Genomic DNA, 24,881 nt, shown 5'->3' with positions numbered 1-24,881 from the left:
GATGATCCAATCGCATTTGTTTAATGAGCATTCTCGGATCGAGAACGCTCGGTCCTCACACCTCCAGCCCGGACAAATGATCGAGTAGCAACCGGCTGCCTGGCGACAGGGTCTGCTCGCCGCGGTGGATCAGCAGCAGCTCCCGCCGCGCCCAGGGGTCGGTCAGCGCAACTGCCCTTAACCCCATCGGTCGGCCGATAATGTCGAAGGCCCGGTTGGGCAGGATGCCGACGCCCATGTTCGCCTGCACCATCCGGCACAGCGCGTCGAAGCCAGGGACGTGGATCTTGAGCTTCAGCGGAGCTCCCACCAGCCGGGCCGCGTCTGCGGTGCGGCCGAAGATGGCGCTGTTGCTGTGCAGCCCGACCTGATCGTAGGGCAGAGTTTCGTGGAACGCAATTTCCGGCCGTACGGCCAGTGGATGGTCGGGCCGCACCGCCAGCATCAGCCGGTCGCACCGGTAAAGGCTGCGGGCGAGTTGGCGCGTGTCGGTACCGCCGGAACAGATGCCGAGGTCGGCCAGCCCTTCTTCGATCTCATCGACGATCTTGTGGCTGGGCCGCTCCTCGAGGTCGAGCTTCAGCTCGGCGTGCTCGGACAGGAAATGCTCCAGGTCCTCCGGCAGGAACTGGACGATCGCCGATAGGTTGGCCAGCATCCGGACATAGCCGCGGATGCCCATCCGATAGGCACCCAGTTCGACCCCGATGTCCTCGACATTCTGCAGCATGCGGCGGGAATGGTGCAGCATCGTCTCGCCGGCCGCGGTCAGCGTCATGCCCTTCGCCTGCCGGACGAACAGGGTGACGCCCAGTGCGGCCTCCAGCTCGGCCAGCCGCTTGCTGACGGCCGAAGGGGCTATGGCCTCCCGCTCGGCGGCACGGGTCAGGGTTCCCTCCTCGCATACCGCGAGGAAGAGCTGGAGCGTCAGGATATCCAGATCACGGAGCAGGCGGCGGTTCATCGGGTACTCGCACGGGGACTCAAAGCAGCCTAGCGCCAAACGCATGGCAGATGTTTGCGTTGACTGGCGGTGCGCCGGCTGTTTGAGCAATTTCCTGCCAAAAATTTATGATTTCTCGCAGTGAGTGCTAAAATTCTCGATTCTGTTTTCTCTTAGCCTTTTCATTGAAGTTTTTTACAAGCTGCTTATCGCCGTCATGCACTGCCCTCTTGGGTCATGAGCGACTTCAGGCATCTGAAGAGGATCGAGATGAAGGCATCTCGACGAAGACGGCGAGGTGCTCCTTTGCCCGCACGACGATGTTGTTCAGTCGTCGGTAGCGATTGATCCAGCTGAAGGAGCGCTCCACGACCCAAGCGATTTCGATCGGGATGCATTCTGCAGCGGCCGCAGGCAATCGGCTTGAGGGTGATACCGAATGCCAGATCATGAGAGGGCGGGCGTGAACGAGAGCGGCTCTCGTGGCGGCGAACTGCAATGCCCTTCCCACGAAGGCCGCACTCACCGAGCATCATGACGCCAGCTTCCGGCTGATCGCCTCGGCCATCATGATCGTCGTTACGTTGGTCGGGGCCGAGACGATGTCCGGCATGATCGAGGCGTCGACCACATGCAGGCCTTCGATCCCGCGAACCGCGCCGCGGCTGTCGACCACCGCCGCCGGATCGCCGTCGGCACCCATCGGCACACTCGACGTTGGATGCGAGTAGCCGTCGATCTGGGCGACGATCGCCTGCTCCAACGCCGCATCGTCCCCGATGTCCTCGCCGGGCGCCATCTCGAAGGCGATGGTATCGCTGAACGGCGCGGTGCGGCCGATCCTGCGCGACAGGCGCACCGCCTCCTTCATCCGGCGCAGGTCGCTGGGATCGTCGAAGAAATTGAAGCGGATCAGCGGCATGTCGTGCGGGTCGCGGCTGGCGAGCCGGATCGAGCCGTTCGACCCGGGTAGCGTCACCGCACAGGCGAGCACGATCGCGCCGCCGGTCGGGCTGAGCGCCGGATCGAAGATGTGCGTGCCGGAGACATGGAGGTCCAGTTCATCCTCACCCGCCTCACTCGAGTTGGTCCAGATGATCGCACCCGCGGCGGGCGTCATGCTGCTCACCTCCGGCTTCAGTGCATAGACATTGTAATAGAAGGGATGCTCTTTCAGCCGCTCGCCGACCGGCGCGTCGAGCAGGACGGGGATGCCGAGATCCTCCAGATGCGCCGCCGGGCCGATGCCGGAGCGCATCAGGATGGCGGGGCTGCCATAGGTGCCGGCCGACAGGATCACCTGCCCGGCACGGATTTCCTCGCCGCCGGCCAGGCGAACGCCGATTGCGCGCTTGCCGTCGAACAGCACCCTGTCGGTTTCCGCTTTGCCACGGATGGTGAGGTTGGGCCGCGCACGCACCTCGTCGGTAAGGTAAGCGATGCCAGTGTTGATCCGGCGCTCGTCCACAACGTTCAGCGGATAGGGCGAGACCCCGTTCTGCTCGGCGCCATTGAAGTCGGTGATCCGCTTGAGGCCGAGCGCTTCGGACGCCTGGACGAAGGCGCGCATCGATGGCGTGATCTCCTCCATCGTCCGCTGCCGGATCGGGAACGGACCGGTGCGGCCGTGCCAGGCGTCATCGCCGGTCGGCGTGTTCTCGAGTTCGCGAAAGATCGGAAACACGTCGTCCCACGTCCAGCCTTCGATACCCATGGCAGTCCAGCGGGCGAAGTCGGAGGGGCGTGCCCGCATCGCAACCGCGGCGTTCACGCCTGAACTGCCGCCCAGCACCTTGCCGCGGATCGCGTTGACGTCGTGGCCGAGTGTCGCGCCGTCCTGCGTGTGGTAACCCCATCCGTGTGCTGCATCGCCGCCGACGCGGTTGGCGTTGGCGATCACGTCCGGGTAAGCGGACGGTGCGTAAGCCTCCCCGGCCTCGAGCAGGAGCACGCGGCGTCCTGCGTCCTCGCTCAGGCGCCGGGCGAGAACGGCGCCGGCCGAGCCGCCGCCGACGATTGCGACATCGAAGAGGGTGTCGGATGGAGACTGGATCGGCATAACGTTCCTCCGGGAGATGATGATTGTGCGACCGGTCAGCAGCCGAAGGCGCGGGTGATGAAGCGGCCGGCCCGATCGAGCGCTTCGCGGCTGCTTTCAAGCTGCGCGACGTCGAGCTGGAAGACGTGGTGCATTCCCTCCCACACCTCGAGTTCGACGGGCACGCCTGCCCCGGCCGCCTTGGCGGCGACCTGCCGGGAGTCGTCGAGAAGGCGCTCGTCGGTGCCGACCTGGATCAGCAGCGGCGGCAGACCGGAGAGATCGCCATGGAACGGCGAGGCGAGCGGGTCGCGGGGATCGTAGGCGCCGACATATTTGCGAGCGCAGTCGGCGAGATAGTCGTAGCCGATCAGCGCGTCCGTGACGGCGGGATCGGTCATCGACTTGCCCGTGAAAGCGAGATCGGCCCAGGGGGAGAAGAGTACGCCCGCAACCGGCTTCGGAAGGTCGGACCGCTCGGCGAGCTGCACCATCGTCACCAGCGACAGGCCACCGCCTGCCGAGTCTCCTATGATCGCAATCCGGCCGAACCCTTGCTCAACCAGATAGGCATAGGCTCTGAGCGCCGCGTCCGGCGCCGCCGGCAGGCTCGCTTCCGGAGCAAGCGGATAGTCGATCGTCAGCGCCGGGATGCCCGTCCGGCTCACGATCTGGCTGACCAGACCGCGATATGCCTTGGCCGTGCCCAGCACATAGCCGCCGCCATGGATGAACAGGATTGCGTGGCCGGCAACCGGCGGCACCTCGGCCGGGCGCACCCACCAGCCATGAACCTCGCCGTTCGTCACTTCCTCGGTGGCAGTGCGGTCGGCCATCGGGCTGGCAGCGATGAAGCGGTCGTAGATATCGCGAGGCGAGCCGGTCGCGGTCGCCCAGAAATCGGCGAAGTGCTCCAGAAGCCTGGCCTCCCGCTCGCGTTCAGCGGCTGAAAGCCAGGGGACGTTGGTCACGATCGGGCCGGCAGACGTCGTGAGATCGATCATTTGAGGTCTCCTCGGGTTTGCACGTCAGGCGGCGGAGGACACCGGCTCGGCGATCCGGCCGGCAAGCTGCGCAATGCGCTCGCCCTGGTAGCGGGCGACGGCTAGGTCTTCGTCGCCCGGCTTTTTGGTGTCGCCTTGCGAGATGAAGGTCGCGCCATAGGGCGTGCCCGCCTTGAACAGAGCCGGGTGCGAATAGCCCAGAGGCACGATGATCAGGCCGAGATGCGCCATCACGGTGTAGATCGAGAGCAGGGTCGATTCGTTACCGCCATGCTTGGACGAGGTGGAGCCGAAGACGCCGCCGAGCTTGCCATTCAGCTTGCCCTGGAACCAGACGCCGCCCAGCCCGTCGATATAGGCTTTCAGCTCGGATGCGACGCCGCCGAAACGGGTCGGCGTGCCGAAGATGATGGCGTCCGCCCAAACCGCATCGTCGGCGGTCGGCGCCCCATATGTCTCGTTCATGGCTGCCGCGTTCTCGGCCCAGCCCTGCGCCATTGCCATGACCTCGGGCCCGACCATCTCACGGGCACGGCGCAGTCGAACCTCGGCGCCGAGCGCACGCGCTCCCTCGGCCACCGCTTCGGCGAGCGCAGCAGTCGAGCCATTGCGCGAATAGAAGACAATCAGAATTTTGGGAGTGGCCATCGTCATGAACTCCAGGCGTGGTTCGGCCGTCGCGCGATGCCGGGCACCGCGCGTGGTTCAGGTTGAGGAGGGTGGCGGCGTCAGGCCGGAATGCGACCGAACTTGCCTTTGGCGAAATCGGCGAGCGTGCGGCGCACGTCGTCTGCGGTCGACATGACCAGCGGGCCGTATTTCACGAACGTCTCGTGGATCGGCTTGCCTGCCATCAGGACGAAGTGGGAAGGGTCGTCAGCTCCAAGGACGATGCCGGTCGCTGACCCGGCCTCGACCGTCGTTGCCGCGCCCGCCTGAAGGACCCGTTCCTCACCCTCCACCACAACCGTGACACTGCCGGACACCGCATAGATCCATGCTTGGCGACCTTCGGGCAGTTCGTGGCTGAACCGACCGCCAGCGGTGAGAAAGCCGTCGAGCATCGTCATCTCTTCTGGCGTTCCCGTCTCGCCGCCGATGCCTCCGCTGACACCGAGCACGACACGAACACGGTGCCCTTCGCCGGTGATCGTGGGCATGTCGCCGGCGCTGACCTGCAACGATCGCGCCGGGCACTTCTTCAGCCGCTCCGGCAGGTTCACGAACACCTGCAGCGCGTGGATGCGCGAGTTGGCCACCGGCTTCTCCTCATGAGCGGCACCGCTCGCCGCGGCGAGCCAGTAGAGATCGCCGGCCTTGAGTTCGATGTTGTGGCCGAGCGTATCGCGGCTGAGGAAAGTGCCTTTCGAATCCTCGAACATCATGGTCACGGCCGAAATGCCGGCATGGAGGTGCGGCTCGAAGGTAGGCCCGGTCATGACGAAATGGTCAACCATGAGCAACGGGTCCATGCCGCCTTCGAACATCTCTTCGGAGAAATGCCTGGCCGAAAATCCGGTGCCGATGTTGTGCATAACTCCCGATGAGATTTTCCCAATTCGTTGGAAGTTCACCACAGAAATTTCGGTATTTGTAGCGCCGTCCATAATATTCACTCCAAGACCTTGTCTGTTGGGCCGATTATGAGCCGGACAGATCGGTCGAGAAGTCGCTAAGTTTGGAACCTAGCGTTCACGGATTTGGACGATGGGCGGCGGGGCAGTCACTCCGAACGTATGGATAGGACTGTGGGCGGGAGCATGCCTTTGCTGAACGATGACGCCGTCTTGCTCCGCGCAAGACGGCTGCTCAACACTGTGTGGTGTGGCCTCGATGGCCAGCTTTTACATGAGTACGCGCTTTGGGAACTCTGCCGACAGATGGTCAAGGAACGCCCGCACGGATGGGAGGAGGCCCTGCCGATACGGGATGAGCGCTGTCAGCGTGGAATCACCGGCAAGCCAATCCGGGAGGATCCGCTCCATGGCGCCGGAATGGACTTCGGCCCGGCAAATGTAGCCGGGAAGCGCCACCACGCCGAGTCCCTTGATCGCGGCCTGCTTGAGACCGACCATGTCGTCGCCGAGCAGGCGCGGGGTGAGCGGTACCACGATCTCGTCGCGCGGTTGGCGTGTGTGGCGCAACCGCCAAACAGGGGCCACGCCCGTTCGCATCATGAACAGCGAGGGATGCTCCTGCAGGTCCTGCGGCGTCTTTGGAGCGCCGTGTTTCTTCACATAGTCGGAGCCTGCAAACAGAAACCACGGCGCGGGAGCGAGGGTCCGCTGAATGAGATTGGAGTCCGGCAGCGGGTCGGAGTGCGCACGGACGGCCAAGTCGTAATTCTCGCCCACGATGTCGACCGTCCGGTCGGCGGCATGCGCGACAACATTCACTTTCGGATGCTGGACCAGGAAGTCGGCGATGATGTCCGCGAGCGCGAACTGCATGGTTGCCGAACCTGCCGTGCAGCGGACCGTGCCCATCGGTTCCGTCAGGCGCCCGCGGATCGCGGTTTCGGCCAGTTCTGCCTCCCGCAGCATCGCGACGGCGTGCCGATAAAAATCCTCGCCGGAATCGGTCATGCCGAAGCGGCGCGAGGTGCGGTTGAGAAGGCGCACACCAAGTTCGGTCTCGAGCTGCTGCATGCGGTGGCTTAGCGTCGATTTCGGCACGCGTAACGTCCGGCCGGCTGCTGTGAAGCCACCACGATCAACGATCTGGACGAAGTAGAAGAAGTCGTTCAGGTCCAGCATCGATAGCCCCCATTGTCCATTGCATCGGACGTTGAGTTGCGATTTTGACGACTTCTGGTCCGCAGGTCCACCCTCTAGCTTCCAGTCATCACGAACGATGGTCGTGAACCGGACCCAATAATTGGCTGGAGAGTGGAGATGACGAACCGCAGCTATGATCCGCTGACCAAGGACAATGCCGCCGTGATCCTTGTCGATCACCAGGTGAACCTGATGACCGGCGTGCGCGATTACGAGACGGGCGAGCTTAAGCACAACGTCGTGGCGCTTGCCCGTGCGGCCAAGGCGCTCGGCCTTCCGATCGTCGCCACCAGCACCGCGCGCGATACCTTGTGGGGCCCAACTTTCCCTGAGCTTGTCGAAGCGCTGGACGGCATCGAGATCATCGACCGCTCGACGGTGAATGCCTATGACGATCCCCGGGTGGCCGCAGCGATCGAGGCGACCGGCCGCAAGAAGCTGATCTTTGCCGGCATCTCGCTCGAAGTCTGCGCCGGCTTCCCGGCGATGACGGCCGTGGCCAAGGGCCATGATGCCTACATCGCGGTCGACGCGTCCGGCACCTTCAGCCGCACCAAGCATGACGTAAACCTGCTCCGCCTCCAGCAGGCCGGCGTGGTCCTCTCCGACTATGCGACCTTGATGGTCGAGGTTTTGAAAGACAACGGCGCACCGGAAGCAGCCGCCGTGTACGACGCCCTGGACATGCCCTGGGCCAAGCTTGTCGGTCAGATCGTCGCAGCCTACGCCAAGTAAAGACTTCACGGCTTCCCCAGCCGGAGGAAAGCCCCCTCAGCCCCCGACAGGTGGCTGCCGGCCGTCTCAGCAGTGCGGCCCGCCGTCAACGGCCTTCAAAGGAAAATGTTCGTCGAGCATTGTCCGGCCCGTGCCGTCGCGGGCCGGGATGGACACCCCCTGCAATGGAGATCGCAATGTCATCCCTTCAAGGAAAACGTGCTTTCGTCACCGGTGCCAGCCGTGGGATCGGCGCCGCCATAGCGCGCCGCTTTGCAGCCGAAGGCGCTGCCGTCGCCATCGGTTACGAGCGGTCAGCCGATGCCGCGAATGCCATCGCCAAGGAGATCGAGGCCGCTGGTGGTCGCGCTGTCGCGATCCGGATGAACGCAGCGGACCCGGCGTCGATCAAGCAGGCTGTCGATCTTGCGGCCTCCGAACTCGGCGGCCTGGACATCCTGGTCAACAATGCCGGCATCATCAGCTACGGCACCGTCGAGGAGGTCACGCTCGAACAGATCGATACAATGCTGGCGGTGAACGTTCGGGGCGTGATCCTCGCGACCCAGGCGGCCTTGCCGCACATGTCCGAAGGCGGGCGCATCATCTCGACCGGCAGCAACCTTGCCGATCGCGTGCCCGATGCCGGCAAGGCGCTCTATTCCGCCAGCAAGGCCGCGTTGATCGCCTGGACCAAGGGCGCGGCCCGTGACCTCGGCCCGCGGGGCATCACCGTCAATCTCGTGCATCCGGGCTCGACCAACACCGACATGAACCCCGCCGATGGCCCGCATGCCGAAGCCCAGCGGCAGCGGATGGCGATCAAGCAATATGGCAGGCCCGAGGACGTCGCGGCGCTTTACGCCTTCATCGCCAGCGATCAGGCCCGTTCGGTGAACGGGACGGGCTTCACCGTCGACGGGGGGGCGAACGCATGACCCCCACCGGCGACCGCTCCGAGAAGGCACTGGGCACGGCCCTGTGGCTGCTGGCCCCGACGACGACGATCGTCGTCGCGGCCGAATTCATCGTCGTCGGGCTGCTTCCGCTCATTGCGGAAGATCTGCGCATCCCGCTCGCCCAAGCAGGTGCACTGGCGGGATGGTACGCCTTCTCGGCGGCGGTTGCCGGACCATTCGTCACGCTTATCGTGGGCCGGCTGTCACCCCGGTTCATCCTGACTTCGACGCTGCTGCTCTATGCGATCGCCAATCTGGTGGTCGCACTCGTATCCGATTTTGGCATCATGCTTCTGGCACGGGTCGTCCAAGATGCCGTGCTTCCTGGATTCATCAGTGTTGGAGCGTCGGTCGTCACGCGGCTCGCGCCGTCTCACGAACATGGCAAGGGCCTGGCACGTGCCAATATCGGGTTCGTACTCGGCGTGCTGCTGGCGCTGCCGACTGGCGTCGCCCTTGCGCAAGGCGGGAACTGGCGCCTGCCGTTCATTGTCCTCGCGACAGCCTCGCTGTCGCTCACGCCGCTTGTTTCTGCTCTCTTTCCTAAAATTCCGGCTGCCAAATCCATTGGTGTGGGCGTGCAGCTCAGCCTCCTGCGCCAGCCTCTGTTCCTCGCGCATCTTGGACTGTCGGTATTGATCTTCTCGGCGATGTTCTCGGCCTACACCTATCTCGGCGCTTGGATTGAGGAAGCGCTCGGCCTGTCACCGCTGGGCGTCGCACTAACCTTGTTCCTCTTCGGTGTTGGCGGCCTGCTAGGCAACGGCATTGCGGGCCGGTTCGCGGATCGCTCGCCGCTTATGGCCATGGTCGTCGCAACCTCCGCCCTCGTCGTCGCTGTAAATCTGGCGACGCTTGCCAGCGGCTCGATTCTTCTCGCCTCGGTGCCGCTTCTCTTCTGGAGCGTCAGTCACACTGCAAGTGTCGCGCTCAGCCAGATTCGCGTCACCCTGGCGGGACGCGAGGCGCCGCCATTCGCCATGACGATGAACATCTCGTTCGCAAACTTCGGTATTGCCGTCGGCACGCTCGGCGGTGGCCGGGTGATACCCGTGCGCTCGTCGACCATTCACGGAAACTGTCAGATGAGTCCCTTCAATACAAAAGACACCGCTCGGCGACCAGAAAGCCGTAGGCGGCGATGCACAGGCTGGCGTGATGATGAAAACCGCGCCAGCTCCGCCCTTCGAAATGGCCGAGCCCGACCTCCTGCTTGAGTTCGCGATAATCGCGCTCGATGCGCCACCGGGACGACCGCCTCAGCGAGCGGGTCGTTGCGAGCGCCGGGGAGTTTCCCCCGGTCGTCGAGCGGCTGCGGCCGGCACACCCGTGGGACCGCGTTGTCGACGTGTTGAACACGGCGGTGAAGAAGCGCCCGGGCGACAACCCGGCACCCTGGACGCGCGACGCGCTGATCCGGGCCGTCCGCCGCTTGGTCGGCGATGGCTTGGCCGATCCTGGCCTGTTGAAGCCCGCACCACGGCGCTCCAAGAAGGCGGTGGCGCGGGACAGGCGGCTGGTGGAGCTGGTCGCGACCATCCACAACGCGGCCGATGGAGAGAAGCCGACGCTCGCCCGCATCGGCCGCCAGTTGGAGCGTCAGGGCATCCCGAGCAAAACCGGCGCCCGGACTTGGGCGCCATCGAGCGTCAAAGCCCTCCTCGACCGAGCCCGAGAGCAGGGCTTGCTTCACCCTACCGAGGACAAGACCTGACACTTGGCCAATCCGTAGAGGCTCCCGCTCCCGACGTGACGGAATCTGGGCAATCTGGACACAGGCACGTGGGTCAGGGCAGCGCTTTACCAATCGAGCCACCACCGTCGACAAACAGCGTCTGCCCGGTGATGTAGCTGGCCTCTTCGGAGAGGAGAAAAGCGATCGCCGCGGCGATCTCGTCTGGTCGACCAAGGCGCTTCATGGGAATGAGCGAGAGGAAGCGGCGCTCCGCCTCGCTGCCGGCCGGGGTATTCTGGCGGAAGAGTTCGGTCTCGGTCGGGCCGGGCGCCACTGCGTTGACGGTGATGCCGGTCTCCGCCAGTTCCAGCGCCCAGGTGCGGGTGAAGCTGCCGACCGCCGCCTTTGCCGCGGCGTATGCGGTGCGCTGGGCGACGCCGAGCACGGTCAGGCTGGACAGGTTGACGATGCGGCCCCAGCTCTTGGTGCGCAGCGTCGGCAGCAGCGCCTGCACGGCCAGAAGCGTCGGGTGCAGGTTGACGCGCAGGATTTCATCCATATCGGCCAGTTCGATGGAGCCGAGCTGGTGCAGCCGGACCAGCCCGACATTGTTGACCACGCCGTCGAAGGAGAAGCGCTCGGCCAGTTCGGCGAGCGCCGCGGCCGCGCGTTGGCTGTCGCTGAGGTCGATGGATACCAGTGTTCCGGGAAAGCTCGGGTCGCTGCCGCGGGCGATGCCGACGACCCGATGCCCGTTGGCGGCAAGGCGTGTGGCCAGAGCCCGCCCGATGCCCTTGGTGGCGCCGGTGACGAGAAAGGTCCGCTGAATCATGGTGCTCGATCTTTCATGCTGTGCCGCCACGGCGCGCGCCTTCACGGCCCGTGGCGTGACCCGGGAGCAGGCGGAAATTCGCCGCCGAGGGTGCTTTCAGGTTGGTGGATGCCCTGTCCGCGGCAGTCACGGCATGGGCTTCGACAGGTGGCCCTGGGATGGCTGCCTGACCGGGACTCTGTTCTGTTCCGGGACGCCAGCATTCCGCGGCTTCTTGCTTCGGTCAGCGCGTCCAGGGCGATGCGAGGATGACACTGCACATATCCACCCGCTGGAACGCCGGATCCTTCGCTGCCAGGAAATCGTCGTTGAAGGTGCCGAAGGTGCTGTTGGGGCGGTGCTTCATACCCTCATAGAAAGCATCGATGATCCCGTGCTTGAAGTCCGCTTCGCGGGGGAAGGCCGCGATGACGGCGTCACGCTCGTCATCCGTAAACTGGTCGTAGCCGCGGCCGGCCACGTCCATGCCGGCGCCCGCCTGCACCAGCGCGATCTCCGGGCGCATGAATTCCGGAATGCCGGGCGTCGTGTGAAGGGCAACGGCGTTCCAAACCGTTTCGATGTCACCGTCCGAAATTCCCTGCGCCCGCAGGAAATCCCGCGCGGCGTTGGCGCCGTCCACTTCGAACCGCAACTGGCTGTTCTTGTAGGTCGCGGTGAGGCCGATATCGTGGAACATGGAGGCCGTATAGAGCAGCTCCGGATCGAAGCTCATGCGCCGTCGCGTTCCCGCTATGGCTCCCCAGAAATAAACCCGGACCGAATGATGGAAGAGCAGATCGCTCTCCGTGTCCCGGATGAACCGGGTCACATCACGGGCCAGTTTGCTGTCGGGAATTCTCACATCCGAAATGTCATTGGCCACCATGGTCTGTACTCCTTCCCAAGCTGGGCCTTGCATCGGAGTCGTGGCGTGTTCAGCTCTCCAGAACGGCCTGCGGCGTATTGCGGAAGCTGATGGCCATGCGATTGTAGCTGTTCATCAGGCTGATCGCGATCGTGAGGTCGACGAGTTGCTTCTCGTCGAACACCTCTCGTGCAGCGTCGTAGGCGTCGTCCGGAACGCCCGTCTCGGCGACGAGCGTCACGGTCTCGGCCCAGGCCAGGGCGGCACGCTCGGTCCGGCTGAAGAGAGGACCGCCTTCCTTCCATGCCTGCACCAGCGCAAGCTTCTCGACCTTCACGCCCCTTTTGATGAGTTCACGCGTGTGCATGTCGAGGCAGAAGGCACAGTTGTTGATCTGTGAAACCCGCAGGTAGACGAGATCCACCAGCTCTCCGGGCAGACCGCTCTGCATGACATAGCCATAGACACCGCCGAGCGCCTTGGCACCGTTGGGGGCGATTTGATTGTAGTCGAGCCTGTTGGTCATTGGTCAGGTTCCTTCTTTCACTTGACGGGGAAGGTGAGCTTGTTCTCGCCGGAGTCGACGACAAAGACGGCAAGCAGCTTCGCAGGCGTGGTCTTGCTGGCGTTGCGGCTGATGGAATGAACCGCGCCCGGCGCTTCGGACCAGCTCTCTCCCGCCTTGTAGAGGCGGGTTTCACCGTCGTTCACCCTCGACTCGATCTCGCCGGACAGCACGTAGGCATAGATGAAGGCGGAATTTGCGTGGGTGTGCGGCAGGGAAGCGGCGCCGGGTGCGTACTCCACTTCGACCACGCGGAGCGACTTGCCCGGGATGTTGGCGATGGCCTGATCGAACTTGGCCGTCACCATTTCGGTTTGAGTGTCATGAGCCGGGGCAGGACCAGCGGAGGTCGCAGCAAGCACGGCCATGACAGCAGGGGCGATGATGCGGTTCTTCATGGGCTTTCTCCTGTGACGCATCTGAAGATGCGGGTTTTCTGAGCCAGGAAAAAGGCCCAAGAATGCGATGAAATCATGTACCATGACGGCATGAACAAGCCGCTCGACCTGACTCTCGACCGTTCTGCCAAGGCCTCCCTGTCGGAGCAGATCCGGAGGGGGGTTGCCAAAGCCATCGAAGACGGCGTGCTGGAACCCGGCGCCCGGCTGCCGTCCTGGCAGGATCTTGCGGCCCAGCTCGGCGTCGCGCGCGGAACGGTGCGGACCGCCTATGAGACTCTCGCCGCCGCCCAGCTGATCGAGGCCTCGCGCGCCAGGGGCACGCGCGTCGCCCAACGCCCGCGCACCGCCACAAAGAGCGAACCGCCGCCGGACGCAGGATCGTTCCTGGAGACCTACCTGGAAATGACGCGGGGGCCTGCGTTCTTTCAAATGGGCGTGCCGGCAGCCGAGACTTTCCCGGCAACCTTGTTCGCGCGCATTCGCGCGAATGCCGTCCGCGCCGAGGCGAGCGTTCCCCCGTCATATCCCGACCCTCGCGGCGAACATGAGTTGAGGCGGGAGATCGCGGCCTATCTGGCCGTCGCTCGCGGCATCAACTGCTCGCCGTCGCAAGTCATCGTCACCGGGGGGTTCGGCTCAGGACTGGGGCTGGGTCTCGGCGTTCTCGGCTTGGGCGGGCAGTCGGTCTGGTTCGAGAACCCGGGCTTTCCATGGACGAGGAAAGGGCTTGAACTCGCAGGTTTGGCGGTGGCCCCGATTCCCGTCGATGCGGATGGGATCGACGTCGATCATGGGCTGCGCCACCATCCCGACGCGAAGCTCGTCGTCGTGACCCCCGGACAGCAGGCGCCGCTCGGGCCGACTTTGTCGCTGGAGCGGCGCCTGCGTCTCCTCGAATGGGCGGACGCGAACCGGGTCTGGGTGATCGAAGACGATTATCTGAGCGAACTGCAACTGGCGGGAAGGGCGGCACCGGCGCTCGCCTCGCTCGATCGGGGCGGGCGCGTCATCCACATCGGCTCGTTCAGCAAGACGATCAGCCCGACCCTACGATTGGGTTTCGTGGTCGCCCCGGTCGCGCTGGTCTCCCGGTTCGCCGAGGTGGCGGCATGTCTGGCACCGCCGCCTGGCCCCGCGGTGCAGATCGCGACCGCAGAGTTCATCCGCGAGGGCCACTACATGCGCCACCTCCGGCGCACCAAGCGCGCTTATGCGGCCAAGCGGCAGGCGGTTCTGGATTGTCTTCACACCTCAGTCGGCGCGGATCTTGTTGCCGCTCCCGGCTTGGCCGTGCTGCTCAGATTGCCGACAGGAACGCCGGATGTCGCCATCGCGCGCGAAGCCTTGACGTTCGGCATGTTTCCGGCACCGCTTTCGCCCTGGTATGCGCCGCCGGGCAATGCCCAGTCCGGGCTTCTGCTGGGTGTCGCCACGGCACCGACCAGAAATCTTGCCCGATCCTGTGACCGGCTCCTGGAAACGATCCGGCGGTTCAAGTGCCTGCACCTTCTGAATGAGTGAGTGCATTAGCGAGAACGGCTGAATGCGCTCACCCGTTTCGGTGAATTCACCCACTTGCAGAGGCGGTGTCGGAGTCGACTTTGGCGCGTAGATCGCCGCGAAGACAGAGTCCTGCGGTCGCTGGCGGTGATCAGACGACCTTGCAAGAGATAGGCATGCCCAAGCTGGTCATGATGTTCATGACTTTGCAGCCGACAGCGGCGTCGGCCTTCTGGGCCGGCAGGGTCCGGGCGCGCAGGCTGCGTCCGATCACCTGTATGCAGCGCATCATCGCCACCGCGCTCGAGCGTAGCGGGATGATCACATCCGCCGAAGGGCTGTGGACGACGACTGCGCGGTAGACACGCTCGCCGTCGTACGCGCCGATCGGGCGGGCGATCTGATCGAGCAACGGCCCAACCAGCGAGGCGTCTCCCTCCTTCGTTGGACGTCAGCTCCGAGGCGAGGGTCTCACCGGTAGCGGGATTTATTGCGAGGTACAGCTTGGCCAACTCCAGCGCACATGGCCGCCGTGCTTTTCCAGGTGCCACTCGCCCTCGCCGTACACCTTCAGCCCAGTGGAATCGACCACCATCGTCATCGGCCCCTCGGCCTTCACCAAGGCACTCGCTACCTCCAGGTCGGCACTGCGCCGGGAAAAGGTCGTGTGATCCGGGATCGGTAGGTCCCGGCCGAGCAGGCGCGTGAGCGAGCCCAGCAAGCTCTCGGTCTGCCGTCACGGTCGCCCGAAGGCCAAACGCAGCATCAGCCCCGTCTCGATGGCGATGGCCGAGTGGTGGAAAGGCTGGCCCCGTCGTCCGATCGGCAGCGGCGTCCGTGCCGCGATCGCTTCGGGCGTCACCCAGATCGTCAGGTCGCCGCGCCGCCGCAGCACGGCGTCGTAGGCCGCCCAGTTCGCAACCTGATAACGGGCCTTCGGGATCTTGTGGCGGCGGGGCTCGTTGGCCTTGTACGGCATCGGGGTCTCGGCGTCAGCGCGCCGCCTCTATACCCGTTCGTCCTCCCGACCGCCGCCAGCCGGCCATTTTCTTTACCAACGTCGCTCCATATCCCGCGTTCGCCCGTTCCGGCAACCCGTTCAACGCCAACTTGACGGTCCCCAGCGGCGGGCTTCATCCTGTATAGCGTCCACGTCGCGTGTCTTCTCCGTGACTGGCGAATTGGGAGGGCGTGACGCCGAAGTGGCGGCGGAACATCGCGGTAAAGGCGCTGGGGCTGTCATAGCCGAGGTTGAGCGCCACTGTCGTGACCGGGGTGCCGGTCGTCAGCATCTCCGCCGCCTGGAACAGACGCAGCCGCTGGCGCCACGCCGAGAAGCTCATGCCGGTCGCATCGGCGAAGCGCCGGGTGACGGTGCGCCGTGACAGCCCGACTGTGTCCGCCAGCGCGTCGAGCGACCGGTCGTCCGCCGGGTCGTCGATGATCATGCGGGCGATCTGCGCCATCGCGCGGTCGGCCGGCATCGGCAGATGTTCGCGCTCCAGCGGCAGCGCCGCGATTTCGTCGATGACCACCAGCCCGAGCCGCTCCTCGCGCGTGCCGGGATCGGCGCCGTCCTGCCAGCGGCTGATGCGGGCGATCCCCTCCCGCAGCAGGCTCGGGGTGGAGGCGCTGCCGAAGCGGTCCGGCAGCTGGCGGCACATCTCCGGCGCCACATAGACGTACCAGCCGGAAAAATTCCCGCACAGCCGCAACGCATGCTCCTGCCCCGGCGGGATCCAGGCGGAATGGCCGCTCGGCACCATCCAGTTCCCCTGGCGGGTGTAGATCGTCAGCAGGCCGGTGGACACGACCACGGCCTGCCCGCGGGCATGGCTGTGCCAGCGGATCGTCACCGGTTTCGTCCCGCGCTCCCGCCCGATCGCCAGCACCGTCGGCTGTTCGGGCGCATCCAGGCTGGCAAGTGAATAATTCAGCAGCCGCATGGCCTCGTCTCGATAGTTCCTGTCCCATCCGCAGGAGCGGGATGCAATGAGGAATGATACTCATTCTCATCAAGAGCCGGTAGATGCTTCCAGCGCACGGCAGGGCAAGCGACAGAGGATGTGATGGGGCAGACGGTGCGGATCCGGGCGGCGGAGAGCCAGGGAAAGAAGACGAGCCGGCGCAATGCCGCGATCCCGGCAATACTGGCGGTGGCGGCGACCGTCTGGACGCCGGCCTGGGCACAGGATGCAGCCGGACAGCAAGGGGCCGGGCAGCAACGGATTGGGCAGCAGGGTGGCGCGACGCTCAGCCTGCCGGCGGTGTCGGTGACGGCGAGCCCCGGCAACCCGGCGCTGGCAGCCGACGGCTATGTCGCCCCCGCTGCGCTGGGCGCCACCAAGACCGGCGCCGCCCTGTTGGAAACGCCGCAGACCGTCACCGTCATCACCCGCGAGGAGTTGGACGCCCGCCGGCCGCAGACCGTCCGGTCGGTGCTGCGCTACGCCCCCGGCGTGCAGATCAGCGAGGATGCCGACAACCGGCTGGACAGCCTGACGGCGCGCGGCTTCGCGCTCGACCAATATCTGAACGGGCTGAAGCAGCTCTCCGGCACCTGGGCGGTGCCGAAGACCGAGCCCTATCTGCTGGAACGGGCGGAGGTGCTGACCGGCCCCTCCTCCGTTCTCTACGGGCAGGCGTCGCCCGGCGGCATCCTCAACATGGTCGCGAAGCGTCCGACCGCCGAGCCGCTGCATCAGGTGGAGATCCAGTCCGGCACCGGCGCCATGATGCAGGGCGCCTTCGATCTCGGCGGGCCGCTGGACAAGGAGGGCCGCGTGCTCTACCGGCTGACCGGCATCGGACGGACCGCCGAGACGCAGACCGACCACACCAGGGAACAGCGCATCGCCATCGCCCCGTCGGTGACCTGGAAGCCGGACGACGACACCAGCCTGACCCTGCTGGCCGGCTACCTGCATGACCCGAAGGGCGGCATCTGGAACCTGCTGCCCTATTCCGGCACCCTGCAGCCGAACCGCTACGGCAGGATCTCGCCCAGCTTCTACACCGGCGACACCGGCTTCGAGAGCTTCAAGCGCGACCAGAGCCAGATCGGTTACGAGTTTGAGCACCGCTTCGGCAAGGCGCTGACCGTCCGGCAGAATGCCCGCTACACCCACATCGACATCGACTATGCCTCGGTCCAGGGACTGAACCTCCAGGCCGACCAGCGGACGCTGAACCGCCAGACCTACACCGCCGACGAGCGGCTCGACAGCTTCGCCATCGACAACCAGGCGGAGCTGAAGCTCGACACCGGGCCGCTGTCGCACACGCTGCTGGCGGGGGTCGACTACCAACGGATCAACTGGGACAATCTCACCCGCTTCGGCGCCGCGCCGACGCTGGACATCCTGGCACCCAACTACAATCAGGTCATCAGGCTGCCCGGCATCTTCCAGAACGCCTACCAGACCCAGAGCCAGATCGGCGCCTACCTCCAGGACCAGATCAGGCTGGGCGGCTGGTCGCTGCTGCTGGGCGGGCGGGAGGACTGGGCGACGACCGACAACGAGAACCGCGTCACCAACCGCCGGACCAGCCAGTTCGACCGCGCCTTCACCGGCCGGGTCGGGCTGACCTATCTGTTCGACAATGGTCTCGCGCCCTACGCCAGCTACGCCACCTCCTTCCAGCCGGTCGCCGGCACCAACCGGCAGGGCGCCGCCTTCGAGCCGACAAAGGGCAAGCAGGTCGAGGTGGGGCTGAAGTTCCAGCCGAAGGGCTCCAACAGCTTCGCCACCGTCTCGGCCTTCGACCTGCGCCAGACCAACGTCACCACGCCGGATCCGGTCAACGCGAACTTCAACGTGCAGACCGGCGAGATCCGCTCGCGCGGCGTCGAGCTGAGCGGCGTCGCCAGCCTGACCGACGGGCTGAACGTCCGCGCCTCCTACGCCTATCTCGACAACGAGATCACCAAGGACAATGCCGGCAATGTCGGCCACCGGCTGAGCAACGTGCCGGCGCACATTGCCTCGCTGTGGGCCGACTACACGATCCAGGCGCAGGCGTTGAAGGGGCTGGGCTTCGGCGGTGGCGCCCGCTATGTCGGGCCGACCTACGCCACCAACGCCAACACCGTGAAGATCCCGGACTACGCCGTGTTCGACGCGGCGGTGCATTACGACCTGGGACAGGCGCTGCCCTCCCTGCAGGGAACGCAGCTGGCGGTCAACGCCTCGAACATCTTCGATCGTGAGTATGTGTCGTTCTGTTCGGCCGTCGGCTGCCGCTATGGGCTGGGCCGCACGGTCTATGCCAGCGTGCGTTACTCCTGGTGATGGGGACCATGGTCCGCGGGACACTTCCCCTGTCGCGGCGCCGCCTGCTGGGCGGCGCCGTCGCCCTGGGCTTTGGTGGAGGGCCGGGTACAGGTCCGGCCCTGGCGGAGACGCGAGCGGAGATGGGCGCGAAGAAGCGCGCGGAGGCGCCGCGCCGTGTCGCCGTGCTCGACTGGGGGCTGGCGGCCAGCTGCGTCGCGCTGGGCTGCGTCCCGGTCGGCGTGCCGGCACCGTCCTGGTGCACGCGCTATGTCGGCGATCCGGCTCTGCCGGCCGGGGTAACCGACGTCGGCCTGCTGTTCACGCCGAATTTCGAGCTGTTGCAGGAGCTGAAACCGGACGCGATCCTGATCACGCCGGGGCTGGAGGTGATGCGCGGCCCGCTGGAGCGGGTAGCACCCGTCTTCGCCGTGGCTCTCGACCGGCCGGGAGCCGGGGTGCTGGAGCGGGCGGGATCGGAGACGCGGCGGCTGGCCGCCTTCCTGGGTCTGGAGGCGGCGGCCGAAGCGCTGGCCGCCCGTGCTGAGGCGACGCTCGAGCAGGCCGCTCACGAACTGGCGCCGCTGACGGACCGGTCGGTCTGTCTCGTCAACATCCTCGATCAGCGGCACGTCAACGTCTTCGGCGCATCGAGCCTGCACCACGCGGTGCTGAACCGGCTCGGGCTGCGCAATGCCTGGGGCGGGGAGCCGGTGATGGGGGAATTCGTCGCGGTCGGGCTGGAGCGGCTGGCCGCGGTGCCGGACGCGCGGCTGATCAACGTGGCGCTCGGCGGCTTCGGCCGGCTGAAGGCCATGGCGGCCAATCCCTTCTGGCAGGCGCTGCCCTTCTCGCGGGAGGGCCGCACCCACGAGATTGGGTCCGTCCTCGGTTCGGCCGGCCTGCCGGCGGTGGAGCGGCTCGCCCGGCTGCTGAGCGCAGCGCTGGTTCCGGTGGAGGCCAGCCATGGCTGACCGGGTGGCCGACAGCGGCTTCCGCTGCGGGGCGCTGATCGCCCTTCTCGCGCTTCTCGCCGCCGTACTGACGGTAGTGGCGGCGCACCCCTATCTGCCGGGACCGCCCTGGACGGCCGGCACATGGCGCTGGCTGCTGGAAGGCGGCGGCGACGTGCGCCGGCTGATCCTGACCGACAGCCTGCTGCCGCGTCTGTGCGCCGGCCTGCTGTGCGGCGGCGCCCTCGGGCTGGCCGGGGTGCTGTTCCAGCAGGCCCTGCGCAACCCCCTGGCCGAGCCGTCGACCCTGGGGGTCGCCGGCGGCGCACAGCTGGCACTGATGGCGACAGCCACGCTGCTCCCCGGCTTCGGCGGTAACCTCGGCACCCTCGGGCACGGGCTGGTGGCGCTGGGCGGCGGGGTCGGGGCGGCGGCGCTGGTGGTCGGGCTGGCATGGCGGGCGGCGTTGGCGCCGGCCGTCGTCATCCTCGCCGGCCTCGCCGTCGGCCTGACCTGCAGCGCGCTGGCGAGCGGCCTGATGCTGTTCAACGGCGCCGGCTTTCAGGCCCTGTTCCTGTGGGCGAGCGGGTCGCTGAGCCAGAACGGCTGGGCGATCCCGCAGGCGCTGGCCCCGCAACTGGCGGCCGGGGCCGTCCTCGCCCTGCTGCTGGCGCGGCCGCTCGCCCTGCTGGATCTGGGGACGGAGGGCGCCGCCGGCCTCGGCGTTCCGGTGCGGGCTCTGCGGCTGGCGACGCTGGCACTGGCGGTGGCGCTGAGCGCGGCGGTGGTAAGCGCCGCCGGAGTGATCGGTTTCGTCGGGCTGGCCGCGCCGGCGATGGTGCGGCTGGCCGGCGCCCGCAGCCTGTTGGCCCGGCTGACCTGGGCACCACCGCTGGGTGCGGCGCTGCTGTGGCTGGCCGACGCCACGACGCAGGTGGCCTCGCAGATCGCCGGCAGCGGCGCCCGCGAGTTGCCGACCGGAACATTGACGGCCCTGCTCGGCGCGCCGCTGCTGCTGTGGCTGCTGACCCGCTCCGGCGGCGGTGACGGTGGGCCACCGGTTCCGGCCGAGCCGCCCGCGCGGCGGCTGGCCCGGTCCGGCCCTTGGCTCCTGGCGGGACTGCTCGCCCTGCTGCTCGCCGCTTGGCTTGCGTTGGCGGTGGGGCAGGGCGTTGGCGGCTGGCGCTGGAGCGGCTGGGCGGATCTGCAACCGCTGCTGTACTGGCGGGCGCCGCGCATGGCGGCGGCGATGGCCGCGGGGGCGATGCTGGGTGCGGCAGGGGTGCTGCTGCAACGGCTGACCGGCAACCCGCTGGCGGGGCCCGAGGTGCTGGGTATCGGCACGGGCGCGGCCTTCGGCGTCATCCTGCTGTACCTCGCGGTTCCCGCCTTCCCGGTGGAGGCGCAGGTGGCCGCCGCCGGAGCCGGCGCGCTGGCGACGCTCTGCGCGGTTCTGCTGCTCGGCAGGCGGCAGGGCCACGCGCCGGAACGGCTGCTGTTGACCGGCGTGGCGCTGACCACCGTCTTCGGCGCCGTGGTGGCGCTGCTGCTGTCGAGCGGTGATCCGCGCGCCTTCACCCTGTTCCGCTGGCTGACCGGCTCGACCTATCTGGCGACCCCGGCCATCGCCATCGCCGCCTGGACCGCCGCCCTGCCGTTGCTGGCGGTGCCGCTGCTCTGCGCCCGCTGGCTGGAGATCCTGCCTTTGGGAGAGGAGGCGGCACGCGGACTTGGCCTGCGGCTGCCGCTGGTGCGCGGGATCGTCCTGCTGCTGGTCGCGGCGCTGACCACTGCGGCGACGCTGGTGGTCGGCCCGCTGAGCTTCGTCGGGCTGATGGCCCCGCACGCGGCCCGGCTGTGCGGCCTGCAGCGGGCGGTACCGCAATTGGCCGGGGCGGCGCTGGCCGGCGCCCTGGTCATGGTGCTGGCCGACTGGCTGGGCCGCGTCCTGCTGTTTCCCGCCCAGATGCCGGCCGGCCTGCTGGCGACCCTGCTGGGTGCCCCCTACCTTCTCTGGCTGTTGCGACGATGAACGACTCCATTCCTTTACCCGGCGGCGATCCCGCCCGGGACCGCTTCGCGCTGCTCCGCGCGGCGTTGCGCCTGCTGCGCCCCTTCTGGCCGGCGACCTTGGCCGCGACCCTGCTGGGGGCTGCCGGCGGCCTCGCCACCGCGGCGCTGCTGGCGCAGGTCAATCGCGGGCTGCAGGCGGCCGACGGGGTCGGCGCCGGCTTCCTCCTGGCCTTCGCCGGCCTATGCGGGCTGAGCGTGCTGGGCAAGGCGGCAGCCGGCGTCGGCAACAGCCTGGTCGGCCAGAAGCTGGTCGCGGCGCTGCGCAAGGACATCGCCGCCCGCATCCTGCGCGCGCCGATCGCCGCCATCGAACGGCAGCGGACGCACCGGCTGGTCGCCTCGCTGGTCAACGACGTGGAGGCGGTGAGCATCTTCACCTTCAACGTTTCCGGCTATGCCGTGGCGCTGACGGTGACGCTGGGCTGCTTCGGCTATCTGCTGGCGCTGTCGCCCGCCCTGCTGCTGCTGGTGCTGCTGGCGGTGGCGGCGGGGATGCTGGTCACCCACCACGCCCGCCGCGCCTGGATGGTGGATTACACCGACGTCCGCGACGCCCAGGACGATCTGCAGAAACAGTACCGCGCCATCACCGAAGGCGCCAAGGAGCTCCGCGTCGACCGGCCGCGCCGCCGCCGGGTGTTCGAGGTCCTTTTGGGTGGGGCGGTGGACCGTATCGCCAGCCGCAAGAGCCACGCCATGCGCCTGTTCTGGACGGCGGATGCCGTCGGGTCCGGCCTGTTCTTCCTGGTCATCGGCATCATGCTGCTGCTGCGCGACCGGTTGGCGCTGGAGCCGGCGGTGGTCAGCGGCTTCGCCATCGTGCTGCTCTACGTCAAGGGACCGCTCGACCAGCTCGTCGGCGCCTTGCCGGCGCTGGGGCAGGCGCAGATCGCCTTCCGGCGGGTCGCCCGGCTCGCCGCCGATTTCGACGGGCACGAGCCGGTGGCGCTGGTGGAGCCCGGCGGACAAACGCCGGAACTGTGTCGGAGCATCGCGCTCGACGGCGTGTGCTACGCCTACCCGCCGGCGGACCCGGCGGGAGAGGACGGCCGGCCGGGATTCGCGGTCGGCCCGATCGATCTGGAGATCCGGCGCGGTGAGATCCTGTTCATCGTCGGCGCCAACGGGTCGGGCAAGACGACACTGATCAAGCTGCTGCTCGGCCTTTACCCGCCGCAGGCGGGCGTCATCCGGCTCGACGGACAGCCGGTCGCGGAGGAGGCGCGCGACGATTACCGCCAGCTCTTCGCCACCGTCTTCACCGACTATTTCCTGTTCGACGAGGTCGGCACCCCCGGCGCCGGCCTGCCGCCGGAGGCGGAGCGCTATCTGGAACGGCTGGACATCGCCCACAAGGTATCGCTGCGCGACGGCGTCTTCTCCACCACCGACCTGTCGACCGGCCAGCGCAAGCGGCTGGCCCTGCTGAACGCCTGGGCGGCCGGCCGGCCGGTGATCGTCTTCGACGAATGGGCCGCCGACCAGGATCCCGGCTTTCGCCACCTCTTCTACACCGAGCTGCTGCCCGATCTGCGCCGCCAGGGCCGGGCGCTGGTGGTGATCTCGCACGACGACCGCTATTTCGGCGTCGCCGACCGGGTGGTCCATATGGCGGGCGGGGGGATCGCGCGGGTTTGCACGCAGGCCGCCGAGGGTCCGGACGACAGCGCAGCAGGGAATGCCGAACGATGAGCACCAGCTTCTTCGACCTGGACAATGTCGGCGCGGTGGTTCCCGGCCGCACCCTGCTGCACCCGCTGACCCTGACGCTGGCTCCCGGCCGGGTCATCGGGCTGATCGGGCACAACGGGTCGGGCAAATCGACCCTGCTGAAGCTGATGGCGCGCCAGCTCGCCCCGTCGACTGGGACGATCCGCTTCGAAGGCCGACCGCTCGCCGTCTGGGAAAGCCGCGCCTTCGCCCGCCGGCTCGCCTACCTGCCGCAGCAGACACCCGCCGCCCCCGGCCTTCTCGGGCGCGAGCTGGTGGCGCTCGGCCGCTATCCTTGGCACGGGCCGTTCGGCCGCTTCGGCGCAGCCGACCGGCAAGCGGTGGAAGACGCGATGGCGCAGACCGGCGTCGCCGACTTCGCCGGCCGGCCGGTCGATGCGCTGTCGGGCGGAGAGCGCCAGCGGGTCTGGCTGGCGATGATGGTGGCACAGCAGCCGGGTGCCCTGCTGCTGGACGAGCCGACCTCGGCTCTCGACATTGCGCATCAGGTGGAGATGCTGTCCCTGATCCGCCGTCTCGGCCGCGACCATGGCCTCGGCGTGATCATCGTGCTGCACGACGTGAACATGGCGGCCGCCTTCTGCGATGAATTGCTGGCCCTGCACGGCGGTCGCCTGATCGCCCGCGGTGCACCGGACGACATCATGACTCCGGCGATGCTGGAGCGCATCTACGGCCTGCCCTTTGGGGTGTTGCCACATCCGGTCTCGGGCCGGCCGATCGGTTACGTCTGAGGGGCGGTTTTCAGAATGTGCTGAGACTTGTTCGTAGCAGGGGGGTGATCGAGGGAGTGGCGGTACGCTTTAGCACTGCCGGCACCCGCGGCGTCGAGATCGAGTTGGAGCACGATTTGGTGGCGTTGCTCAGCCTCGGGCTGAGCCCAAACGCACCGAAGGCCGGCGCTGTGGGAGCGGCCGGCCTTCTGGAACTGATGCGTTCGGTAAAGGTTGGTTGCGGGGCAGGATTTGGTCTTTACCGAACCCACCAGGGCCACTGAACGGCAACTCAGTTCCAATCGCCACATGCAGCGACCCGGTGTCGTGCAGTATTCCTCCCCGCACACGTCGATGGTCCCTCACCCCTCCACCAGTTGCAGGCGCTCGGGTGGGGAAGAGGCGAGTTCGGCCCAGTCAAGCTCCTGCTCCAGCGCGTGGAACACATCGTCATTGATGGCGCCAGAGCGGCGCATCTCGGCGAGCCTGCGGCGCTTCACGACGATCATGTCCCGTTTCAGGCAGTCGCTCTCGCTGACCTCCCAGGGATGCTGTCCGGCAGCCGTGGCCACGCGCGCCTCTTGGAGAGAGTCCAGTTGCGCCCGCGCCGCCTCATCATCATGTGCCTCAAGCGCCGCAATGGCGGCGTCGATCAGAGCGATCCGCGCGGCAGACAGCTCCCGGTCGAAGGAATCGTCCGGCGGAAAGCGCAGGCGGACGATCAGCGGCCCGAGCGTCAGGCCTTGCAGCACCAGGGTGCCGAGCAGAACGGTGAAGGCACACAGCACGATCAGGTCGCGTTCCAGGAAACTTGCCGGCAGGGCCTGCGCGGTCGCCAGCGTGACCAGCCCGCGCATGCCGCACCAGGCGACCATCTGCCCCTGC

The 24,881-nt window shown here is 67.0% G+C and carries 21 protein-coding genes and 3 pseudogenes; 10 read left to right on the top strand and 14 right to left on the bottom strand.

Annotated elements, in window-relative coordinates; all coding sequences use genetic code 11:
- Positions 1 to 55 precede the first annotated feature (55 nt).
- The 6 genes from J2848_RS13000 to J2848_RS12975 all read right to left on the bottom strand — a co-directional run bounded on the left by J2848_RS13000 (position 56) and on the right by J2848_RS12975 (position 6,741).
- Positions 56 to 964: a LysR family transcriptional regulator gene (locus J2848_RS13000; protein WP_149231424.1), complete on the bottom strand. Its 909-nt coding sequence runs from the start codon at positions 962 to 964 to the stop codon at positions 56 to 58.
- 511 nt (positions 965 to 1,475) lie between these two features.
- The gene (locus tag J2848_RS12995; RefSeq protein ID WP_149231422.1) at positions 1,476 to 3,002 is read right to left on the bottom strand and encodes a GMC family oxidoreductase; all 1,527 of its coding nucleotides are present in this window, start codon (positions 3,000 to 3,002) and stop codon (positions 1,476 to 1,478) included.
- A gap of 35 nt (positions 3,003 to 3,037) precedes the next feature.
- The gene (locus J2848_RS12990; RefSeq protein ID WP_149231421.1) at positions 3,038 to 3,985 is read right to left on the bottom strand and encodes an alpha/beta hydrolase; all 948 of its coding nucleotides are present in this window, start codon (positions 3,983 to 3,985) and stop codon (positions 3,038 to 3,040) included.
- A gap of 24 nt (positions 3,986 to 4,009) precedes the next feature.
- Complete coding sequence (gene wrbA / locus J2848_RS12985) at positions 4,010 to 4,639, bottom strand: NAD(P)H:quinone oxidoreductase (protein ID WP_211103111.1); 630 nt, start codon at positions 4,637 to 4,639, stop codon at positions 4,010 to 4,012.
- A 74-nt stretch (positions 4,640 to 4,713) separates the two neighbouring features.
- Positions 4,714 to 5,520 carry a pirin family protein gene (locus tag J2848_RS12980; protein WP_211103110.1) on the bottom strand — a complete coding sequence of 269 codons (807 nt, stop codon included), beginning with the start codon at positions 5,518 to 5,520 and terminating at the stop codon, positions 4,714 to 4,716.
- A gap of 309 nt (positions 5,521 to 5,829) precedes the next feature.
- Positions 5,830 to 6,741 (bottom strand): LysR substrate-binding domain-containing protein, encoded by a 912-nt coding sequence (locus J2848_RS12975; RefSeq protein WP_149231419.1) that lies wholly within the window; start codon positions 6,739 to 6,741, stop codon positions 5,830 to 5,832.
- A gap of 138 nt (positions 6,742 to 6,879) precedes the next feature.
- On the opposite strand from J2848_RS12975, the gene J2848_RS12970 reads away from it, so the two are divergent.
- From J2848_RS12970 to J2848_RS12960, 3 genes and pseudogenes are all read left to right on the top strand, one after another.
- Positions 6,880 to 7,497, top strand: a complete 618-nt coding sequence (locus tag J2848_RS12970) for an isochorismatase family protein (RefSeq protein ID WP_149231418.1) — start codon at positions 6,880 to 6,882, stop codon at positions 7,495 to 7,497.
- Positions 7,498 to 7,661: 164 nt separating this feature from the next.
- Positions 7,662 to 8,414 (top strand): SDR family NAD(P)-dependent oxidoreductase, encoded by a 753-nt coding sequence (locus J2848_RS12965; protein ID WP_246193853.1) that lies wholly within the window; start codon positions 7,662 to 7,664, stop codon positions 8,412 to 8,414.
- A pseudogene (locus tag J2848_RS12960) lies at positions 8,411 to 9,448 on the top strand (MFS transporter); the annotation flags it as partial. The gene J2848_RS12965 and the pseudogene J2848_RS12960, both read left to right, overlap by 4 nt.
- 82 nt (positions 9,449 to 9,530) lie before the next feature.
- On the opposite strand, the pseudogene J2848_RS12955 reads toward J2848_RS12960, so the two are convergent.
- Positions 9,531 to 9,683 (bottom strand): annotated as a pseudogene (locus tag J2848_RS12955) (transposase); the annotation flags it as partial.
- Between J2848_RS12955 and J2848_RS12950 the strand changes: the two are divergent.
- Positions 9,673 to 10,149, top strand: coding sequence for a recombinase family protein (locus J2848_RS12950; RefSeq protein ID WP_149231416.1), 477 nt, complete (start codon positions 9,673 to 9,675; stop codon positions 10,147 to 10,149). The pseudogene J2848_RS12955 and the gene J2848_RS12950 sit on opposite strands and share 11 nt — an antisense overlap.
- A 73-nt stretch (positions 10,150 to 10,222) precedes the next feature.
- On the opposite strand, the gene J2848_RS12945 is transcribed toward J2848_RS12950, so the two are convergent.
- From J2848_RS12945 to J2848_RS12930, 4 genes are all read right to left on the bottom strand, one after another.
- Positions 10,223 to 10,942, bottom strand: coding sequence for an SDR family oxidoreductase (locus J2848_RS12945; protein WP_149231415.1), 720 nt, complete (start codon positions 10,940 to 10,942; stop codon positions 10,223 to 10,225).
- A gap of 223 nt (positions 10,943 to 11,165) precedes the next feature.
- On the bottom strand, positions 11,166 to 11,810 hold the full coding sequence (locus tag J2848_RS12940; RefSeq protein ID WP_149231414.1) for an HD domain-containing protein: 645 nt from the start codon (positions 11,808 to 11,810) through the stop codon (positions 11,166 to 11,168).
- 49 nt (positions 11,811 to 11,859) lie between these two features.
- The gene (locus J2848_RS12935; protein WP_149231413.1) at positions 11,860 to 12,315 is read right to left on the bottom strand and encodes a carboxymuconolactone decarboxylase family protein; all 456 of its coding nucleotides are present in this window, start codon (positions 12,313 to 12,315) and stop codon (positions 11,860 to 11,862) included.
- A gap of 17 nt (positions 12,316 to 12,332) precedes the next feature.
- Positions 12,333 to 12,752, bottom strand: coding sequence for a cupin domain-containing protein (locus J2848_RS12930; RefSeq protein ID WP_149231412.1), 420 nt, complete (start codon positions 12,750 to 12,752; stop codon positions 12,333 to 12,335).
- A 75-nt stretch (positions 12,753 to 12,827) separates the two neighbouring features.
- Here J2848_RS12930 and pdxR point away from each other — a divergent pair, with 75 nt between their 5' ends.
- On the top strand, positions 12,828 to 14,276 hold the full coding sequence (pdxR, locus tag J2848_RS12925; RefSeq protein ID WP_211103109.1) for a MocR-like pyridoxine biosynthesis transcription factor PdxR: 1,449 nt from the start codon (positions 12,828 to 12,830) through the stop codon (positions 14,274 to 14,276).
- Positions 14,277 to 14,406: 130 nt separating this feature from the next.
- Here the strand turns inward: pdxR and J2848_RS12920 are convergent.
- Both J2848_RS12920 and J2848_RS12915 read right to left on the bottom strand, forming a co-directional pair.
- Positions 14,407 to 15,234: pseudogene (locus tag J2848_RS12920) on the bottom strand (IS5 family transposase).
- 154 nt (positions 15,235 to 15,388) lie between these two features.
- On the bottom strand, positions 15,389 to 16,201 hold the full coding sequence (locus tag J2848_RS12915; protein ID WP_149231411.1) for an AraC family transcriptional regulator: 813 nt from the start codon (positions 16,199 to 16,201) through the stop codon (positions 15,389 to 15,391).
- A 123-nt stretch (positions 16,202 to 16,324) separates the two neighbouring features.
- On the opposite strand from J2848_RS12915, the gene J2848_RS12910 reads away from it, so the two are divergent.
- The 5 genes from J2848_RS12910 to J2848_RS12890 are packed head-to-tail and all read left to right on the top strand — an operon-like array spanning position 16,325 to position 24,017.
- Complete coding sequence (locus tag J2848_RS12910) at positions 16,325 to 18,547, top strand: TonB-dependent siderophore receptor (protein ID WP_149231410.1); 2,223 nt, start codon at positions 16,325 to 16,327, stop codon at positions 18,545 to 18,547.
- Positions 18,548 to 18,555: 8 nt separating this feature from the next.
- On the top strand, positions 18,556 to 19,500 hold the full coding sequence (locus tag J2848_RS12905) for an ABC transporter substrate-binding protein (RefSeq protein ID WP_170307031.1): 945 nt from the start codon (positions 18,556 to 18,558) through the stop codon (positions 19,498 to 19,500).
- The gene (gene fhuB / locus J2848_RS12900) at positions 19,493 to 21,511 is read left to right on the top strand and encodes a Fe(3+)-hydroxamate ABC transporter permease FhuB (RefSeq protein ID WP_149231408.1); all 2,019 of its coding nucleotides are present in this window, start codon (positions 19,493 to 19,495) and stop codon (positions 21,509 to 21,511) included. Before J2848_RS12905 ends, fhuB begins: the two co-directional genes overlap by 8 nt.
- Entirely contained in the window at positions 21,508 to 23,244 is a 1,737-nt protein-coding gene (locus tag J2848_RS12895) for a cyclic peptide export ABC transporter (RefSeq protein WP_149231407.1), read from the top strand. The genes fhuB and J2848_RS12895 overlap by 4 nt, the downstream gene beginning before the upstream one ends.
- Positions 23,241 to 24,017, top strand: coding sequence for an ABC transporter ATP-binding protein (locus J2848_RS12890; RefSeq protein WP_149231406.1), 777 nt, complete (start codon positions 23,241 to 23,243; stop codon positions 24,015 to 24,017). Before J2848_RS12895 ends, J2848_RS12890 begins: the two co-directional genes overlap by 4 nt.
- A gap of 341 nt (positions 24,018 to 24,358) precedes the next feature.
- Here J2848_RS12890 and J2848_RS12885 read toward each other — a convergent pair whose 3' ends face one another.
- A complete protein-coding gene (locus J2848_RS12885) occupies positions 24,359 to 24,871 on the bottom strand; it encodes a cation:proton antiporter (protein ID WP_149231405.1) in 513 nt (170 codons plus the stop codon).
- Between the last annotated feature and the right edge of the window lie 10 nt (positions 24,872 to 24,881).

The organism is Azospirillum lipoferum (assembly GCF_024170005.1).
GTDB classification, from domain to species: domain Bacteria; phylum Pseudomonadota; class Alphaproteobacteria; order Azospirillales; family Azospirillaceae; genus Azospirillum; species Azospirillum lipoferum.
The sequence above is the reverse complement of the archived record's forward strand: the minus strand, read 5'-3'. Positions and strand labels throughout refer to the sequence as shown.

What these genes read in the sequence shown, in the direction of transcription:
- J2848_RS13000 (WP_149231424.1), bottom strand. Translation starts at nt 964, where the DNA reads ATGAACCGCCGCCTGCTCCGTGATCTGGATATCCTGACGCTCCAGCTC.
- J2848_RS12995 (WP_149231422.1), bottom strand. Translation starts at nt 3,002, where the DNA reads ATGCCGATCCAGTCTCCATCCGACACCCTCTTCGATGTCGCAATCGTC.
- J2848_RS12990 (WP_149231421.1), bottom strand. Translation starts at nt 3,985, where the DNA reads ATGATCGATCTCACGACGTCTGCCGGCCCGATCGTGACCAACGTCCCC.
- wrbA (WP_211103111.1), bottom strand. Translation starts at nt 4,639, where the DNA reads ATGACGATGGCCACTCCCAAAATTCTGATTGTCTTCTATTCGCGCAAT.
- J2848_RS12980 (WP_211103110.1), bottom strand. Translation starts at nt 5,520, where the DNA reads ATGCACAACATCGGCACCGGATTTTCGGCCAGGCATTTCTCCGAAGAG.
- J2848_RS12975 (WP_149231419.1), bottom strand. Translation starts at nt 6,741, where the DNA reads ATGCTGGACCTGAACGACTTCTTCTACTTCGTCCAGATCGTTGATCGT.
- J2848_RS12970 (WP_149231418.1), top strand. Translation starts at nt 6,880, where the DNA reads ATGACGAACCGCAGCTATGATCCGCTGACCAAGGACAATGCCGCCGTG.
- J2848_RS12965 (WP_246193853.1), top strand. Translation starts at nt 7,662, where the DNA reads ATGGAGATCGCAATGTCATCCCTTCAAGGAAAACGTGCTTTCGTCACC.
- J2848_RS12950 (WP_149231416.1), top strand. Translation starts at nt 9,673, where the DNA reads ATGCGCCACCGGGACGACCGCCTCAGCGAGCGGGTCGTTGCGAGCGCC.
- J2848_RS12945 (WP_149231415.1), bottom strand. Translation starts at nt 10,942, where the DNA reads ATGATTCAGCGGACCTTTCTCGTCACCGGCGCCACCAAGGGCATCGGG.
- J2848_RS12940 (WP_149231414.1), bottom strand. Translation starts at nt 11,810, where the DNA reads ATGGTGGCCAATGACATTTCGGATGTGAGAATTCCCGACAGCAAACTG.
- J2848_RS12935 (WP_149231413.1), bottom strand. Translation starts at nt 12,315, where the DNA reads ATGACCAACAGGCTCGACTACAATCAAATCGCCCCCAACGGTGCCAAG.
- J2848_RS12930 (WP_149231412.1), bottom strand. Translation starts at nt 12,752, where the DNA reads ATGAAGAACCGCATCATCGCCCCTGCTGTCATGGCCGTGCTTGCTGCG.
- pdxR (WP_211103109.1), top strand. Translation starts at nt 12,828, where the DNA reads ATGTACCATGACGGCATGAACAAGCCGCTCGACCTGACTCTCGACCGT.
- J2848_RS12915 (WP_149231411.1), bottom strand. Translation starts at nt 16,201, where the DNA reads ATGCGGCTGCTGAATTATTCACTTGCCAGCCTGGATGCGCCCGAACAG.
- J2848_RS12910 (WP_149231410.1), top strand. Translation starts at nt 16,325, where the DNA reads ATGGGGCAGACGGTGCGGATCCGGGCGGCGGAGAGCCAGGGAAAGAAG.
- J2848_RS12905 (WP_170307031.1), top strand. Translation starts at nt 18,556, where the DNA reads ATGGTCCGCGGGACACTTCCCCTGTCGCGGCGCCGCCTGCTGGGCGGC.
- fhuB (WP_149231408.1), top strand. Translation starts at nt 19,493, where the DNA reads ATGGCTGACCGGGTGGCCGACAGCGGCTTCCGCTGCGGGGCGCTGATC.
- J2848_RS12895 (WP_149231407.1), top strand. Translation starts at nt 21,508, where the DNA reads ATGAACGACTCCATTCCTTTACCCGGCGGCGATCCCGCCCGGGACCGC.
- J2848_RS12890 (WP_149231406.1), top strand. Translation starts at nt 23,241, where the DNA reads ATGAGCACCAGCTTCTTCGACCTGGACAATGTCGGCGCGGTGGTTCCC.
- J2848_RS12885 (WP_149231405.1), bottom strand. Translation starts at nt 24,871, where the DNA reads ATGGTCGCCTGGTGCGGCATGCGCGGGCTGGTCACGCTGGCGACCGCG.